Raw genomic sequence first — 16,666 nt, forward strand, 5'->3', positions numbered from 1 at the left:
CCAATGTCCTACTTACTAATATTATTGGCTTTGTTGCGTAATTCAGACAGAAAGCCAACCCACTCGAAATTGAGCAACTCTTAAACAACACACTGAGTTTCAGGCATACCAAGTCCTGTAAGCTTGTTCAGCGCTTTAATCATGGCGTAGGTTTCGCCAACCTGAGCATTATCGTTTCTCAGGCTTAACCTCCCACCTAGCAACTGCTTCACACAATACATGGCTATTTCAGAAAGAGAACGCTTGTGATAACCATACGGCTTTTTCCACTGCTTGTTGAAACCGTAGAACTTTTGGCAACCCACTGCTAAATTGCGAGGATGTCCTTGTTCCCAGAAGGCAACCCCTTCTCTTGGTGAGATGGAACAGCTCGCTTAATCCGTATGGCATTATGGCAATTCCTTGTGTCGTAAGCACCATCTCCAGATATCTCGATGATTCGCTGACGTGTTTGCTTGAGCAAATTAGGAAGGACTTCTGCATCAGTGACATTGGATAAACTCAGTTCTGCAGCGACTATCTCGTGAGTGCAGGTGTCGACTGCTAAATGCAACTTTCTCCAGACTCTACGCTTTCCATCAATACCTTGCTTTTTGACCTTCCATTTACCTTCGCCATAAACCTTGAGACCAGTAGCATCAATGGCCAGATGCTGTATCGCACCTCTGGTTCTTGTCTTAAATGAAACCTCAACCTGCTTAGCTCTTCGACTGATGCAACTGTAATGTGGACAGGTAAGAGGAATATAGGCCAACTTAAACAGGGAATCGATGAAGCCTTGCAACGCTCTCAGAGGCATTGAGAAAATTCGTTTCACCATCAGCGCGGTTGTAATGGCTAGGTCGCTGAATCGACGAGGCCTACCGCTCTTATTCTGTTTGCTGTGCTTCCATTCTCTTATAGCATCTTCATCAATCCAGAAGGTGAGAGAACCACGGTTGATTAGGGCTTTGTGTACTGTTTCGAGTTAGTTGTTTTGTAACGAGGTTTTGGCATAGGACTACGATAATTAACTGATGTAGCCGATCAGATCGTAAGTTCCTGATTTAGTTCCATCGAATTACGCAACAAAGCCTAGCCTTCCCGTTGTTTTTCGTTGACGCTAACGTAATATATTATACTTGTCTAAAATTTCATCAGTTACAGGAGCTGGACTTAATTGGTATTTTAACAAAATGCTGTAGTAATTGGGGTTAGTCGACATGTAATTAAGTAAACTACGATTGAATCTTCGAATAAAGTCTTGACTCACATAGCTTTTAGAAAAAGCAATAAAATACAATACATCTCTGTGATTAAAACTATAAGTAATATTACCAAGACCTAACGTCTTAGCTTTAAACTCTCCAACATCTCGATTGCTGTAGTATGCATCGACTCTATTTTTGTCTAGTAGATGAATGAGTTTTTCAGATACATCTGTTTGTTCTGCGATATCAAAAGGTTTGTAACCCAACTTAACTATCTCTTGCTGTAAGGTGAGCAACGATGAGAATGTGTTTGAAGGACTAAACACGGCGACCGTGAGATTTTGTAAGTCGCTTAAGCTTTTAATCGGTTGCATCACATCTTTGTTAATAAAAAAACCGTACTCAGATACAATGATTGGCACAGAAAAAAAATATTTCGATACTCGTTGCTTATTCCACCCCATAGGGAAAATAGCCGTTGCTTGACCTGTGTTAACTAGCATTTTTGCTCTTCGGTTCGGCCAATACCCAATTTCACAACCAATAACTAATTGAACACATACATCATTTACTATCTCCACAAATGGACCAATAGGCTTATCATCAATCGCTGGCATCGAGTATGGAGGAAAACCAAATGTTACCATCTCTATCTTGCTATGTGCAGGTGTAATAACACCAAAACTAAGAAAGGTCGCAGTTACCCAGCAGATACTAAACCGAATGAACATTAACATGTCTCAAGACAGCTTAAATTGAGAAAGTAGCACGTTCAATTTATTAGAAAGTGCAGAAAGTTGGCTGGATTGGTCCACACCTTTTCGAGACTCTATCATAAACGAATCCGCCACTTCTCTAATAGCATCTGTGTTTCTTCCTATTTCATCGGTCACTGATGTCTGCTCTTCAGCTGCGGTGGCAATCTGAATAGACATATCACTTATTTGACTTATTGCCATTGCTATCTCACTGAATGCATCGTTAGCATTCTGAGCATCACCTACACTGGTTACAGCCAGCTCATGGCACCCTGCCATAACATCCACAGCAGCTTGGGTTGTGGTTTTGAGCGTCGTAATCATAGCTGTAATTTCTTCGGTTGATTTATGTGTACGTTGAGAGAGAATCCTAACCTCATCTGCAACAACTGCGAACCCGCGCCCCTGTTCACCAGCACGAGCAGCCTCGATCGCTGCGTTTAGTGCAAGCAAATTAGTTTGTTCAGCAATATCACTGATTGTGCCAACGATTGTGTTGATGTCCTGACCGTGAGCACTCAACTTACTGATAATCTCCGTTGCATCATTTACTTGGGATGATAGGCTCTCAATTGAACCTTGACAGGTTTTTGCCATATCTTGACCTTTAGAGCTTACTAAAACAGTGTTGGCAGAAGCATTAGCCGTTTGTTCACAGTTGTTTGCGATTTCTTGTGTCGCAGAAGCCATCTCGGTCACTGCTGTAGCAACCATCGTTACTTCGTCTTGTTGGGACTTTGCCTGTATTTCTTGCTTAGATGCCGCTGTGGCGATACTTCTAGATTGGATGTTCACCTGCTCAGTCACATTACGCACCTCACTCAACAGGTTTTGAAGCTGACCCACAAAAAGATTGAAGTTCTCTGCGAGCAGCCCTACTTCATCATGACTGACTACCTTGATACGTTGAGTCAGGTCTCCCCCACCTTTGGAGATTGTTTTTAATGCTGAAGACACCGTTAACAAGTTGGTAAATAAAGCTTTAATCAAAGGAGTGACAACAGTGATAGTGATGACAATCAATGCGGAAGCTGCCAATAGTGAGAACATAGCTAAGTCTCGGATCGGACGTAAGAGCACGTCTTCTTTTCCCGCCATAACAATTAGCCAGTTTGACGCTGGGATAGGACGAGTCGTAACGAGGTAGTTTGTATCAGATAACTTGACAGTGGGGAGATGGTTTTGGCTCCTTGAACTAGAAAGTTGGTCAAACGAAAGGTTGGCATTGAGCGAATCGTACGGTTGGTTGCGTAGTTTTTCATTTGGGTGTGCAATTATCACACCATCGTCTGACAAAATAAATGCAATGCCTTCACCTGGGACATCCATATCTGACACATCTTGAGTGAGCTTGCTTAGACTAACACTTGCTCCTACAACTCCGATAAAACTACCATCAACATGCAAAGACTTTGCAATGGTTACTGTTAACTTACCAGAAGAGGCTGCAATAAATGGCTTAGTCACCACAATGTCACTGGAGTTGCTTGCGAGTTTATACCAGCTTCTCACCCGTGGGTCGTATCCTGATACAGTGTTTAAGCCTGTATTTCGGTACATGTCACCGTTAGCTAAACCGAGGTAAACTAGATCAAACTCTGCAGCCTGCTTTGCTTGCTCCAAGTGGCGTAAGATATCTTCGTTGTCTCTGCTGTTGGAGAGCGCATTAGTAAGCGCAGAGATAGATAGTTTTCTGCTTTCTAACCAGTTTCCAATATCTCGAGCTGCTAATTGGCTGTAATTGTAAGCATTTGACGAAATCATTTTTTGTGTTTCGTCTGTAACCTTGAAGAATGAAATAGCTGTTAAAACAACAGTATTTAGCGCTAGAGCTAGGCCAAACGCTATCGCCACCTTGTGAGCAAGTTTTAGTTTCATGTTTGCTTTTAACCTTCAATAATGACTAAATTAATAATTAACTTAAAAGCGTAAGAACACAAGGAGCAGATTTTTAGCTAGTTTAAATGCCAAAATGCACAAGTTGATTGAATAAGGTGAAAAGATTACTACGGTGTTAAATTTCATCAACGACATTTCTAAGCAAATCAATTTACTGGCATTGAATGCAGCGACAGAGGCGGTACGAGCGGCTTTGTTGCTTAATTCAGAGATAAGATATACCTACACCATGAGTGCTTAATTCTTAAACCATATACTGAGTTTCAGGCATACCAATCCCTGTAAGCTTTTTCAACGCTTTGATCATGGCGTTAGTCTCACCAACCTGAGCGTTGTAATTTCTTAGGCTTAATTTTCCACCCAACATTGCTGTCTCTGATAGCGAGCGCTTATGATAGCCATATCGCTTTTTCCATTTCTTGTTGGAACCGTGAAGTTTCTGGCAACCTACTGCTAAATTACGAGGGTGTCCATGCTCCCAGAAGACGGCTCCTTCTCGGGGTGGGATGAGTGGGACCGCTCGCTTGATTCGTATAGCATCGTAGCAATTCCTTGTGTCATAAGCCCATCACCTGATATCTCAAGTATTGTACGACGTGTCGACTTAAGTAAGTTGGAGAGCACTTCGGCATCGGTTACATTAGATAAACTCAGCTCTGCCGCGACTATTTTGTGGGTGCTGGTATCCACTGTAATATGCAGCTTACGCCAGACTCTACGCTTCCCATCAGTACCATGCTTCTTAACCTTCCATTCACCTTCGCCATAAACCTTGAGAGCAGTGGCATCAATGGCTAGGTGTTGTATTGCACCCGTAGTTTTGGGTTTAAATGAAACCTCAACTTCCTTAGCTCGACGACTTACACAGGTGTAATATGGACAAACTAGCGGGATGTTAACGAGCTTAAATACTGAGTCCCAAAAACCTTGTAGCGCTCTCAATGGTATAGAGAAAATGTGTTTCACCATCAGTGCGGTAGTAATGGCTAAGTAGTCGAATCGGTGAGGTCTACCACGCTGTTTTGCTTCCACTCAACTATCGCTTCCTCATTAATCCAAAAGGTCAAAGAGCCACGGTTTATTGTACTGATTATAATTAGTTGTTTTGTAACGAGGTTTTGGTATGAAGCTAAGACGATTAATGGGTGTAACCGATCAGATCGTGGCTTCTTAATTTAGTTCCATCGATTTAAGCAACAAAGCCAATCTAACATTGCGAACTTTGGTAGCAAGAATGTTATGTACTATTGTTTTAGTATCTTTACATATTGAAGGCAGCTAAATTATGAACTCTGTTTTTTGTTTAAGCCGAATATTATCTAGCGCTCTGTTGGTGTTTCCTTTCTCTATCAACGCTCTCGAATTTTCCTCTTTTCCGTTCCCTCCATTTGTACAGCAAACTGACAAAAATATCATTTCAGGACCTTTTAAAGATATGGTTTCCGACATATGTAAGGAGATGAAAGAACAATGCACTTTTAAATTGGTACCGAATAAGCGTTCAAAATTGATGGTTCTAAATGGGGATGTAGATGCCGGTTTTCCTTATGGTTGGAACAAAGAAAGAAGCAATACTTTCTACTTTTCAATCCCTTTTATGGTATCAGAGTACGGTTTTTTTGTGCCATTATCGAAGGCGGGTAAAATATTAAAATTAGCTGATATCCAAGGCTTTAGAGTGGGAGTTTTTGGCCCTTCAAATACTTCTAAATCTCTCGAGGAAATTCAAAAAACTATGCTTGCGCAAGGTTTAAAACCAATAACAATTGACATGAAAACTGACGCTACGGGGAACCTAACACGAATGTTAGCCACTGGACGGATTGATGCTTATTACAGTAATAAATCAGTGGCATTATATCGAGCAAAAGAATATAACGTATCCAATATACATTATGCCTTTTCCAATAAACAAGTTACATACTTTGTTGCTTTTCCTAAAGAGACTACAGACGTCGATTTAGTGAAGAAATTCAATGGCGCAGCATTGAATGTATTTTCTAGAGAAAATTATTTGGAGGATAAATTGGCTCCTTGGGGAATATCTCTACCGCATCTAAATCAGGAAATATTAGATCAATACAATATAATTAAGTGACCTGAGCGTGGAGAAAAGTGTCCAACCATTGGGGGCCACTTCTCTTTTAAATATGCGTACAACAAATATATCAATTGCAGTAATCACTATCACGACTCGCAAATAGAATTACTTTTTTGTAATTGTGATATTTTGTCCAGCTTAAGTAGTTAAAGCTTTAACCGACTAATGTACTGTCCTATACAATTGGCAATGACTATGTACATGTTGAAAAGGTGTTGATTGGTAACCTGCTTTTAGCCACTAGAGACTCACTGTTCTAGTGGCTGCACCTATACTACTGGCCTATGATTTTGATGTTTTGTTGATGAGGATACTTTCCATCTGGCCACATATGAGTCGAATAGTGATAGTCCTTGGATTCCATTATTGCAACAACCCCTAGTAGCTTCTCCGTTAACTCTTCTCTTGTCTTGAGGCTCAGTTCATCCGAGAACAGATCTGCTTTTGAACCTAAGTAGCTTGCTGTAGTTAAGTAGAAGAATTCAATGGTTTTGCATGCACTATCGCAGGTTGGATCATCGTATTGATAGTATCCCAGCTCATCAGCGACCTTCCATTGCTGGTATAGTGCACTATTCACTCTCTTTTGATCACTGAATAACTTCGGGTACAAGGATTGCCACCCAGCGTTAACTATGAGGTGGTGAATTTCCTCTTGAGAAGCATCACGTTGGTTGCTTGGGTTGGTTTCATCTGCTGACAGATCCTGGCCAACTCTACTCTCAATATCCATCTCATCGAAAGCACCATCACTAAATCCACTCTTACTCATCACTAATACCGCTTGATTACGGCGCAGGTGGTCAAGCAAAGCGGGCTCATCAATGACACCATCTTGATCATTATCTAACCATTGTGCGGTAACATTGGCGGCATAGGCCAGTTTTTGTCCAGGCACTTTATAGGTCGCACATAGTGTCACAGCATCGAACACCTCCGCTTTATGAGTAAAAAAGTTGGCCGGACAACCATCTACATGCGCAGATGTCACATCAAACTCATCCGCATTCGCGCCATTTGCCACCACTGAGGTAATGACTAGTGATGTGTAGATAAATGCTTTCATGATCCCTCCTTTGTTGAGAGTAAACATTATCAATAGCGCAAAGCATTGACTGTATGAATGTGTCGTAAGTTTGTCCAAGTAGGACTGACAGAGAAAAAATGGAGGCAAAAAAAACGCGCCATAGTTGGCGCGTTTGAAGCTTTATTGGATAGACGACTGAAAATACGCTAGTTAAACAGCCCTTTGATTAAACTATTAACGGCTTCTTTTGTCTTTTCATCTTTGATTTTTTCACCAAGTTTCTCATCGAGTTTCTTCAATCCACGGTCGATCTCTTTCTCGGCTTTTTGCTTAAGTACATCATCAAAGATGAGCTTGAACTTAGGTTCAGCCCAAGAGCCTGAAATATTGATTGGGATGGTGACATCTTTCAGTTCATCAATATCTTTGCCACCCTGACCTTTCAGCGAACCAACAACAGAAGTACTCACTGTGAAGTCGACCGTTTCATTGATGTAGTTGGCGCTGCCGTTGCCACGGATACGAAGCAGTGGCGACTGCATAGTAAGATCATTGGTAGACACATTGCCTTTGTTTAACTTCAAGGTTGCTTTCATCGCGCTAAAGTCCGTTTTCTGAACTTCGCCTTGCGACTCTACTTTTTGGCCCTTAATCTTGGCATAGTTCTCACGAATTAACTGAGCGACGTTAATACCGTTAACAGCACCATCTTCAAAGTTGATAACGACCGTACCGACTAAATTCTTCTTGATACCAGTTGGCGTTAAGCTACTGCCTTTAACGTCGACATCAATATTACCCGTACCTTCAAGCATATCGTTGTTTGCTACATCAATAAGCAACGGCTGTACTTTTACCCCTTTGATACGTTTCTTCGCTGTGTAGCTTGCTGGCGACTTGCGCGCATCTAAACGAGCCGTAGCGCTGATAGAGCCCTGATATAGGTTTGATGTAAATGACGTCAGTTCTGCCACTCCCCGGTTAACTGAGAAACTCGCCTTTACGTTCTGCATTTTGGCGTTGTTGGCTTTGAACTTGTCGATGGTAATCTGACCTTTGACATCCAAAGTTTTCAGCGCAGAGAGATCTGGTTCCACTTCTTGAGCTGGTTTCTGTTGCGAAGTTTGAACAGGCTTTTGCTCTGGAACGTCAGGCGCTGGTGTAGTTTCTGATGGTGCTTGTACCGATTCGGCCTTGCCAAGTCCTAAAAACTCGTCCAAGTCAATATTCGGACTATGCAAAGCAAAGCGCACTTTCGGGATATCACCTAAGGTCACGTCTGCTTTACCGTCAAACGCCAGAGCATTTGCTGTTAGTTTTTCGAGTATAAAACTTAAATGGTTCTTGGTCAGATCAAACGACAAATCGGATGCCATATCTACCTTCATAGGCGACTGAGGCAGTGAGTCTCCTTTGAACGTGGCGTCTAGCACCATTTGCTTCATTAGCACTTTGCTGATTGCCTGATCTACTTGCAATGAAGCCGAACCTTTCATATCGATATCTAGACCAGCCGCATTACCCACCACGGCATAAGTCAACGCATTGGTTTTATCAAACTCAAACGTTTCTAGGCCAATTTTGGCGCTCTCAATTTTTGTCGCAGGGTCGCTAAAGGTTGCATCAAGGTTGATGTTACGTAGTGCGTACTCTTTAAAGCCTTTTGCAAGCTTAAACTCAGCATCACCCTTGGCAGTGAATTTCTGCTGATTCGCTTCGCCTTTAGCAGCAAAGTCCGCTTTAGTCCAAGTATCGACAGCAAACTGAGACAGATTCAAAGAAACGTCATACAGCTTAGTAAATGAACCTGCTTGTTTATCTTGAATTTCAACCGACGCATTAGAGATAGTCACGCCTGCTAAATTAATCGTCCAAGCAGATGCGCTGTCACTTGCTTGAGATGCTTCTTCAACTGCAGGTTGCGAGCTAATTTCTGTAGCTGCTGGCGCGCTTGTTGACTCTGCTTGAGCATTTTGTGCTTGAGTTAAAGCATCAATGTTCTTCGTACCGTCAGCGAGCGTCTCTAGTGAAAAAGCGGCGCCATCAAGGGTGATATTGCCAATTTCAAGCTGCTGGCTGAACAGAGGCATTACAGATACATCGACACCAACAGTATCCACCTTGAACATATTAAGCTGTTCAAAGCCTTTCGGGTTACGTAGCTCGGTTTGACCTAGTTCGAAACCAATCGATGGGAAAAATTGCCAACTAATATCACCATCGATGACAAGATCGAGACCAGTATGGGTTTTCGCCTGTTCAACGATAAGTGGTTTAAATTGGTTTGGGTTAACTAAAGTTACCAGTGCAATTAAAGCACCGAGAATAACAACCACTGGGATTGCTATGATTAGGAACAGTTTCTTCATCAGCATTATCCTTGCTTGGTGAGCACGCCTCTTATGACAAAGGTCAGCTCCAAGTATAAATGATCGGGTAAATATTTATGGCGACCATAAAAAGAAAGTGGCACTAAAAGTGCCACTTATCTCATAAAAAATAAAGTCTTAAGTGTCTATTCAACGTTAAGCTTTCAAAAGTTTTGCAATATGAGCTTTTAATACGTCGATGGCGATACGGTTTTTACCACCACGTGGGACAATAATGTCTGCGTATTGCTTCGAAGGCTCGATAAACTGCATGAACATCGGACGAACCGTTTCTTGGTACTGTTTTAATACAGAATCCATAGTACGGCCGCGTTCTTCAACGTCACGCTTAACACGACGAAGCAGACAGATATCAAGTGGCGTGTCCATAAATACGGTCGCATGCATTAAATCACGCAGACGTGGGTCTGTAAGCAGCAAAATACCTTCAAGAATAATAACTTTCTTAGGCGTCATTGAAGTCGTATTGTCAGTACGGGTGTGTTCTGTGTAGCTGTACTCAGGTACTTCTACCGCTTGTCCCTTAACTAACTGCTCTAGATGTTCGCACAATAGATCATGGTCTAGCGCGCTTGGGTGGTCATAGTTGGTTTTTACACGCTCATCCATACTAAGATGGCCTTGATCGTTGTAGTAGCAATCTTCCGTAATCACACCAATTTGATGATCGCCCACTTTTTCACGTAGTTCATTGTAAATAGTGCTCGCGATTAAACTTTTTCCAGAAGCAGACGCGCCAGCAATACCTACGATGACGCATTGATTATTATCAGACATTATTCTTGCACCCGATGATTTAGATTGGTGTCATATGCTAATACTAGCAGTGCCCTCCGAAGTGAGCCCTGAGCATTAGTATAAATTTAGATAAACCGCCTGATTATAGGGAGTTCAGTCATCGGTTGCCAGTCGCGATTGCCTTGAATTACTTAAATGGAATAAAAGATTTCAGCGCAATCGATTACACAGAATAAAAATTAAAAAGAGCGCTCATTAGGCGCTCTAATTGCAATGCATTTAGATGGTTAATCCACCATGGTAAACATAATGGAATCGGGTTTGGTTTTCCCCCGCCAATACAATCTCGAGCTCACCGCCTCAGCTAGGGCAAGATACTGCTGTGCATGGTCTGATTCTGGTCTCGCAGCAACCGTTGGCATACCTTTATCGATATCTTCACGCATCTGAATATGTAACGGAACTTGAGCCAGAAGATCTAGACCATATTCACTGGCCATTTTCTCTGCGCCACCCGCACCAAAGATATGCTCTTTTTCACCACAATGACTACAGATGTGATAGCTCATGTTTTCTACGAGGCCAATCACAGGAACATCAACCTTGTTAAACATTGCCGCTCCTTTACGAGCATCCGCTAAAGCAAGGTCTTGGGGAGTTGTCACTATCACCGCTCCGGTTACCGGAACTTGCTGAGCTAACGTCAACTGGATATCCCCTGTGCCCGGCGGCATATCGATAACCAGATAATCCAGCTCAGGCCACTCAGTTTCATTCAAAAGTTGAGCTAGCGCCTTAGCTGCCATAGGCCCACGCCAAATTGCCGCTTCATCTTTCGACACTAGGTAACCAATTGAGTGGGTGGATATCCCATGAGCTGCTATGGGTTGCATCCACTTATTGTCGCGAACTTCTGGTTGGGCGTTGGTTTTGCCAAGCATTAGCGGCACTGAAGGACCATAAATGTCGGCATCCAAAAGCCCGACTTTGGCTCCAGACTTTGCCAAAGCCAAGGCGAGATTTACGGACGTGGTCGACTTACCGACTCCGCCTTTTGCTGAAGTTACCGCAATGACGTTCTTAACCCCTTTCACCGATGCGGGAACATGGGTTTCCAGAGACTTCGGCGCTACAACGATGTTATACGAGAATGAACCAACCTCACGTTTGTCTTGTGCAGCTCTCATCCAATCAGACAAATCCTGAGTTAATATATTGGCTGCAAAAGGAATTTCAATTGTAAACCGATTGGCTTCAACTGAAACGACGTTCGCCGTAGACGCCCAACCAGGGGCGAGGCTTGGATGCTCAAATTGATTCAACCAATCACAGAAATCTTGCTTTGAAGTGAACTGACGCATAGGTCCTCCTTATGTCTCTAATCGTAACACTCCACCAGCCTAGACTGAACCCTGAAAAAACTAGGGGGATACAGTCGTTGAAGCCTTGGAGTCACTGGTGGGATAAGGTAGTATTAGCGTCTATTTTTCTATACTCCTTAAGAAGCGAATATTAAGTATGGCAAACGATCCACGCAAATTACTGGTAACTTGTGCCCTTCCGTACGCTAACGGTTCGATTCACCTAGGCCACATGCTTGAGCACATTCAAGCGGACATCTGGGTTCGATACCAACGCCTACGTGGCAACACTGTAAACTTCATCTGTGCTGACGATGCTCACGGCACGCCAATCATGCTAAAAGCACAACAGATGGGTATTACACCAGAAGAGATGATCGCTGCAGTAAGTGAAGAGCACCAAAAAGACTTCGCTGGCTTCGATATTAGCTTTGATAACTACCACAGCACACACTCTGAAGAGAACCGTGAGCTGGCTTCACACATCTACCTAGAACTGAAAAAGAACGGTTTTATCTCTAGCCGCACTATTTCTCAGCTGTTTGACCCTGAAAAAGAAATGTTCCTACCGGATCGTTTCGTAAAAGGTACCTGCCCTAAATGTAAGTCAGAAGACCAATACGGCGACAACTGTGATAACTGTGGTGAGACGTACAGCCCAACTGAACTGATTGATCCTAAATCAGCAGTATCTGGCGCAACTCCAGTAATGAAAGACTCTGAGCACTTCTTCTTCGACCTGCCTCAGTTTGAAAGCATGCTGCAAGAGTGGACTCGCTCTGGCTCTCTGCAATCTGAAACTGCAAACAAGATGCAAGAGTGGTTCGAGTCTGGCCTACAACAGTGGGACATCTCTCGTGACGCACCTTACTTCGGCTTCGAGATCCCTGGTGAAAAAGACAAGTTCTTCTACGTATGGCTAGACGCACCGGTTGGTTACATGGCTTCATTCAAGAATCTATGTAACAAGACTGAAGGTCTAGATTTCGATGAGTACTGGAAGAAAGACAGCGCAACGGAGCTTTACCACTTCATCGGTAAAGACATTGTCTACTTCCACTCGCTATTCTGGCCTGCAATGCTAGAAGGTAGCGGTTTCCGTAAGCCAAACAACGTATTCGTCCACGGCTACGTAACAGTAAACGGCGCTAAGATGTCTAAGTCGAAAGGCACATTCATCAAGGCAGCGACTTACCTAGATCACCTAGACCCAGAATGTCTGCGTTACTACTACGCGGCAAAACTGAACAGCCGTATCGATGATCTAGACCTTAACCTTGAAGACTTCACTCAGCGAGTAAATGCTGACGTGGTAAACAAGATTGTTAACCTAGCATCTCGTAACGCTGGCTTCATCACTAAGCGTTTTGAAGGCAAGCTATCGGCTAACTTCGCTGAACCAGAGCTATATAACGAGTTCGCTGCTGCCGCCGATCGTATTGCAGAACTTTACGAAACTCGTGAATTTGGTCGTGCGATCCGTGAAATCACGGCACTAGCAGACAAAGCAAACCAATACGTTGATGAGAAAGCACCGTGGGTTGTGGCAAAAGAAGAAGGTAAAGACCAAGAGTTACAAGCTATCTGCTCTGTTGGTATCAACCTATTCCGCGTTCTGATGACTTACCTGAAACCAGTAATGCCAGAGCTTGCTGCGCGTACTGAAGCGTTCCTAAACGAAACGCTAACTTGGGAAGGTGTTGCTGCACCACTAACTGATCACGAGATCACTAAGTTCAAAGCACTGTTCAACCGCATCGATCCGAAGAAGGTCGAAGCTATGATTGAAGCTTCTAAAGAAGATGCCGCAGCAGAAGTTGCAGCAAAAGAGAAAGCAGAAGCTGAAAAGAACAAAGCAAGCCAAACTGAGCTAGACAAAGAACCAATCGCAGAAGAGATTGAATTTGACGCTTTCTCTGCAGTCGATATGCGCATCGCACGTATTATTTCTTGTGAAGAAGTGCCAAAAGCAAACAAGCTGCTTAAGTTCCAACTAGACATCGGCGGTGAAACTCGTCAGGTATTCTCTGGCATTAAGTCAGCGTACAAACCTGAAGAGCTAGAAGGCAAGCTAACGGTAATGGTAGCTAACCTAAAGCCTCGTAAGATGAAGTTTGGTATGTCTGAAGGCATGATCCTAGCTGCTGGCCCTGGTGGCAGTGACCTATGGATTCTTGAGCCTCACGAAGGCGCACAACCTGGTATGCGTGTAATGTAAATAACACCACTTTAATCGAAAGCCCTGCTCTAATCAGCAGGGCTTTTTTGTGTCCTTATTCACACTTTCAGTGCTTTCTTGCACCAATTGAGTTCAAATACCTTCCAATAAAAATTGTAACTATATGAATTGTAAGTAAAATAATTTTGGCACCAAACCTGCTCTACCACTTTATAGGTAAACCACAACAAGGAGTTGGTTATGTTCGTGCTGTTTTCACTGATTATTTCATTTGTCGTGCTTGTAACCTTATTCTACTTTTCGAAAAAACGTCATTCAGGCTTAGAACGTAAATTCGAGCTTTTAATTCTGCTACGCCAGTTACTGTTACTAAGTCGTCAACATAGAGCAATCACCCATCAGGCGTTGACCAGTCACCACTTTGACATCCACCAAAGTCAGTTAGAAGAAAATTACGATGCCATGATGGAGCGATCAAACCAGCTGATCGCCAATGCTCAATTCGAGAACAAACCCATGTACCGTATTCTTCAGTTAAAACTGAAAACACTTCATAAAGAATGGGATCAGAGAACCGTTGCTCGCAATCAGGTCATTCACGGAAAAACCATCAGACACTGTATGTTTCTTATGGATGAAATAGCGATTGCTTGGTTAATTGAGTCGGGACGAGAAGACATCAGTGATGAGTACCATATGAACTGGCAGCAAGTATTAGACAGTATGGAGGTACTCACCCAACTAAGAATTTCGATTCAGGATCTAAATCATCCCGACAGTATGCTGAGAGTGAAATACTATTGTGACAAAGCCAGACGTAAGTTGAACCAACTGTCACTAATCAGCCCTCTGTCAGTCGCCTCTCCTATAAGTTCGAAAGCTATGCATGCTCTCACTGAAATCAATGCTAGTGATAAGATTCAAATGGAAAGCGAAGAACTCTATCAGCTCACGACTGATATCTCGCTGATTGTTTCTCAAGTATATGACCAAATGCTTTCAGATATGACCGAAAATCTGTATCAGCCTTTACCAAAAGTTGCCTACAGCTAACTTCTAAGGCTTGGGTGCAATGCTCCACGACACCCTAGCCTTATCTTATCACTCTAACAAGTAATAGAAATCTCATTAATCGCGCACATCACTCATCTGCCATCTAAACTTGTAATTGAACATATTCTTTTTTTTTAGGAATAGAGATGAAAAAAATAGCCGTAGCGCTGTGCTGCGTACTTGTCGGGCTCTCAGCCAACGCGGACACCAAGACGGTTAGATTTGCGATAGGAGAATGGGCTCCGTATACAAGCTCGTCCAATAATCCCAGAGAAAAAATCTCTGAACGAATAGTCATTCGTGCATACGAAAGCCAAGGTTATGAAGTCATACTTAGTTACTACCCTTGGTCTCGCTCGCTTAGATTGGCAAAACAAGGCACCTATGACGGAACCTTCCCATGGATGTTTAACAGTGAGAGAAAACAGAGTTTTTATTTCTCAGACGCCATGTTTACTCAAAAAGTCGTTTTCTTTTCTCATGGGGATGCGAGTTTCAGTTGGAAAAAACTGAATGACTTGAAGAACTTTCACATTGGCGCAACGCAAGATTATCAAGCCACAAATCTACTGTTAAACGCAGGCCTCAAACCAACCATTGAAAACACAGAGGAAAGCAATTTTGAGAAACTAGCTAAACACCGCATCGATGCCTATCCTACTGGGCTGATTCGTGGAAAATACCTTATTGACAAGTACTTATCAAAGGAAGAAGCGAGAGTAATTCGTATTGGTGATAAACCCCTAGTTGAAGATAGTATGTACATCATGTTTACTCAGAAAGACATGCAACGTAGTAGCACACTCAGTGAAGTTTTTTCTAAAGGTTTAAAAGTGCTAATTGAAAGTGGAGAGTACCAAGCCATTGTTTTTGACAGTAACCGAATAACTTCTCCAGATAAAAAAGGTGTCCCCCAATAAAAATAATAAAGCTCCGAAAATACGGAGCTTTAAAGGGACAGTTCACTAAATAGCTTTAAAGCATTTTACGAGCAGCTTCTACAACCACTTTGATTGAGCGAGCTTCAGTCTCTTTTAGAGTTGAGTGGTCTGGGATCTCTTTCTGTGTACGGTTGATGATAACACCAGCAACACAGCCTGCTTTAAGGCCTGAGCTAGCACACATAGTCAGAAGCGTTGCAGATTCCATTTCGAAATTAAGAACGCCCATGTCTTGCCACTCTTGCATTGAGCCTTGGAAGCGCTTAACCACACGACCAGAGAAAGTATCGTAACGTTCTTGACCTGGGTAGAAAGTATCACTTGAGGCCGTTACACCCATATGAACAGCTGCACCAGACTCTTCTACCGCGGCTTTCATCGCCGTAGCAACTTCAAAATCTGCTACTGCTGGGAACTCCATAGGAGCAAAGTGTAAGCTTGCACCATCTAAACGAACAGAACCTGTAGATACAATCATATCACCCACATTTACGTGTGGCTGAATCGCACCTGTTGTACCAACACGTAGGAAAGTACGAACGCCAAGCTGAGCTAACTCTTCTACTGCAATTGATGTTGAAGGGCCGCCAATACCTGTAGAACAAACAACAACTGGTTGGCCGTCTAGTTCAGCACGGTAAAGCGTGTATTCACGATGACTTGCTAGGAAAACTGGGTTTTCCATTTCTTCGGCAATCTTTTGTACACGTGCTGGGTCACCAGGAATGATCGCTAGTGTTGCACCAGCCAGATCAGATTCAGTAACGCCAAGGTGGAATACAGCTTGAGACATAGGGGGCTCCTTATTGTGGCGCAGTTGGGTTATACATTAATTAACCGATGCGCTCTATAAAACTTATTGGGTACAAGACATACTCTAGCGAACTCCTGCGAGCATTATAGTGATCATCTTCACAACACCATTCGCAACAAACAAGGCTATTGCACATAAAAACGGTTTACATCACACTTCTAAGCAATATCAAATTATCAGTTGCATAAAAAATAGCCCCTACATCAACAATGCAG

Annotated in this window: 11 protein-coding genes and 3 pseudogenes; 5 read left to right on the forward strand and 9 right to left on the reverse strand. The window is 42.9% G+C overall.

What is annotated here, in order from left to right; all coding sequences use genetic code 11:
* Nucleotides 1-80: 80 nt before the first annotated feature.
* From APB76_RS12480 to APB76_RS12490, 3 genes and pseudogenes are all read right to left on the reverse strand, one after another.
* Nucleotides 81-996: pseudogene (locus APB76_RS12480) on the reverse strand (IS5 family transposase).
* Nucleotides 997-1,102: 106 nt separating this feature from the next.
* Complete coding sequence (locus APB76_RS12485; RefSeq protein ID WP_054961503.1) at nt 1,103-1,921, reverse strand: substrate-binding periplasmic protein; 819 nt, start codon at nt 1,919-1,921, stop codon at nt 1,103-1,105.
* 9 nt (nt 1,922-1,930) lie between these two features.
* Nucleotides 1,931-3,826, reverse strand: coding sequence for a methyl-accepting chemotaxis protein (locus APB76_RS12490; protein WP_054961502.1), 1,896 nt, complete (start codon nt 3,824-3,826; stop codon nt 1,931-1,933).
* A gap of 115 nt (nt 3,827-3,941) precedes the next feature.
* Here APB76_RS12490 and APB76_RS22960 point away from each other — a divergent pair.
* A pseudogene (locus APB76_RS22960) lies at nt 3,942-4,037 on the forward strand (methyl-accepting chemotaxis protein); the annotation flags it as partial.
* 54 nt (nt 4,038-4,091) lie between these two features.
* Here the strand turns inward: APB76_RS22960 and APB76_RS12495 are convergent.
* Nucleotides 4,092-4,972: pseudogene (locus tag APB76_RS12495) on the reverse strand (IS5 family transposase).
* 160 nt (nt 4,973-5,132) lie between these two features.
* Here APB76_RS12495 and APB76_RS12500 point away from each other — a divergent pair.
* Nucleotides 5,133-5,945 carry a substrate-binding periplasmic protein gene (locus APB76_RS12500; RefSeq protein ID WP_054961501.1) on the forward strand — a complete coding sequence of 271 codons (813 nt, stop codon included), beginning with the start codon at nt 5,133-5,135 and terminating at the stop codon, nt 5,943-5,945.
* A gap of 277 nt (nt 5,946-6,222) precedes the next feature.
* Here the strand turns inward: APB76_RS12500 and APB76_RS12505 are convergent, their stop codons facing one another.
* From APB76_RS12505 to apbC, 4 genes are all read right to left on the reverse strand, one after another.
* On the reverse strand, nt 6,223-7,014 hold the full coding sequence (locus APB76_RS12505) for a hypothetical protein (protein WP_054961500.1): 792 nt from the start codon (nt 7,012-7,014) through the stop codon (nt 6,223-6,225).
* A 167-nt stretch (nt 7,015-7,181) separates the two neighbouring features.
* A complete protein-coding gene (locus APB76_RS12510; protein ID WP_408058690.1) occupies nt 7,182-9,350 on the reverse strand; it encodes an AsmA family protein in 2,169 nt (722 codons plus the stop codon).
* Nucleotides 9,351-9,500: 150 nt separating this feature from the next.
* Nucleotides 9,501-10,142 carry a uridine kinase gene (gene udk, locus APB76_RS12515; RefSeq protein ID WP_049843527.1) on the reverse strand — a complete coding sequence of 214 codons (642 nt, stop codon included), beginning with the start codon at nt 10,140-10,142 and terminating at the stop codon, nt 9,501-9,503.
* Between the two features lie 248 nt (nt 10,143-10,390).
* Nucleotides 10,391-11,464, reverse strand: a complete 1,074-nt coding sequence (apbC, locus tag APB76_RS12520) for an iron-sulfur cluster carrier protein ApbC (RefSeq protein WP_054961498.1) — start codon at nt 11,462-11,464, stop codon at nt 10,391-10,393.
* 157 nt (nt 11,465-11,621) lie between these two features.
* Here apbC and metG point away from each other — a divergent pair, with 157 nt between their 5' ends.
* From metG to APB76_RS12535, 3 genes are all read left to right on the forward strand, one after another.
* On the forward strand, nt 11,622-13,682 hold the full coding sequence (metG, locus tag APB76_RS12525) for a methionine--tRNA ligase (protein ID WP_054961497.1): 2,061 nt from the start codon (nt 11,622-11,624) through the stop codon (nt 13,680-13,682).
* A gap of 201 nt (nt 13,683-13,883) precedes the next feature.
* Nucleotides 13,884-14,696: a hypothetical protein gene (locus APB76_RS12530; RefSeq protein WP_054961496.1), complete on the forward strand. Its 813-nt coding sequence runs from the start codon at nt 13,884-13,886 to the stop codon at nt 14,694-14,696.
* 146 nt (nt 14,697-14,842) lie between these two features.
* Entirely contained in the window at nt 14,843-15,616 is a 774-nt protein-coding gene (locus APB76_RS12535) for a substrate-binding periplasmic protein (protein WP_054961495.1), read from the forward strand.
* Between the two features lie 55 nt (nt 15,617-15,671).
* On the opposite strand, the gene udp is transcribed toward APB76_RS12535, so the two are convergent.
* Nucleotides 15,672-16,430 carry a uridine phosphorylase gene (gene udp, locus APB76_RS12540; protein WP_049843522.1) on the reverse strand — a complete coding sequence of 253 codons (759 nt, stop codon included), beginning with the start codon at nt 16,428-16,430 and terminating at the stop codon, nt 15,672-15,674.
* Between the last annotated feature and the right edge of the window lie 236 nt (nt 16,431-16,666).

The organism is Vibrio bivalvicida, from assembly GCF_001399455.2.
GTDB classification, from domain to species: Bacteria; Pseudomonadota; Gammaproteobacteria; order Enterobacterales; family Vibrionaceae; genus Vibrio; species Vibrio bivalvicida.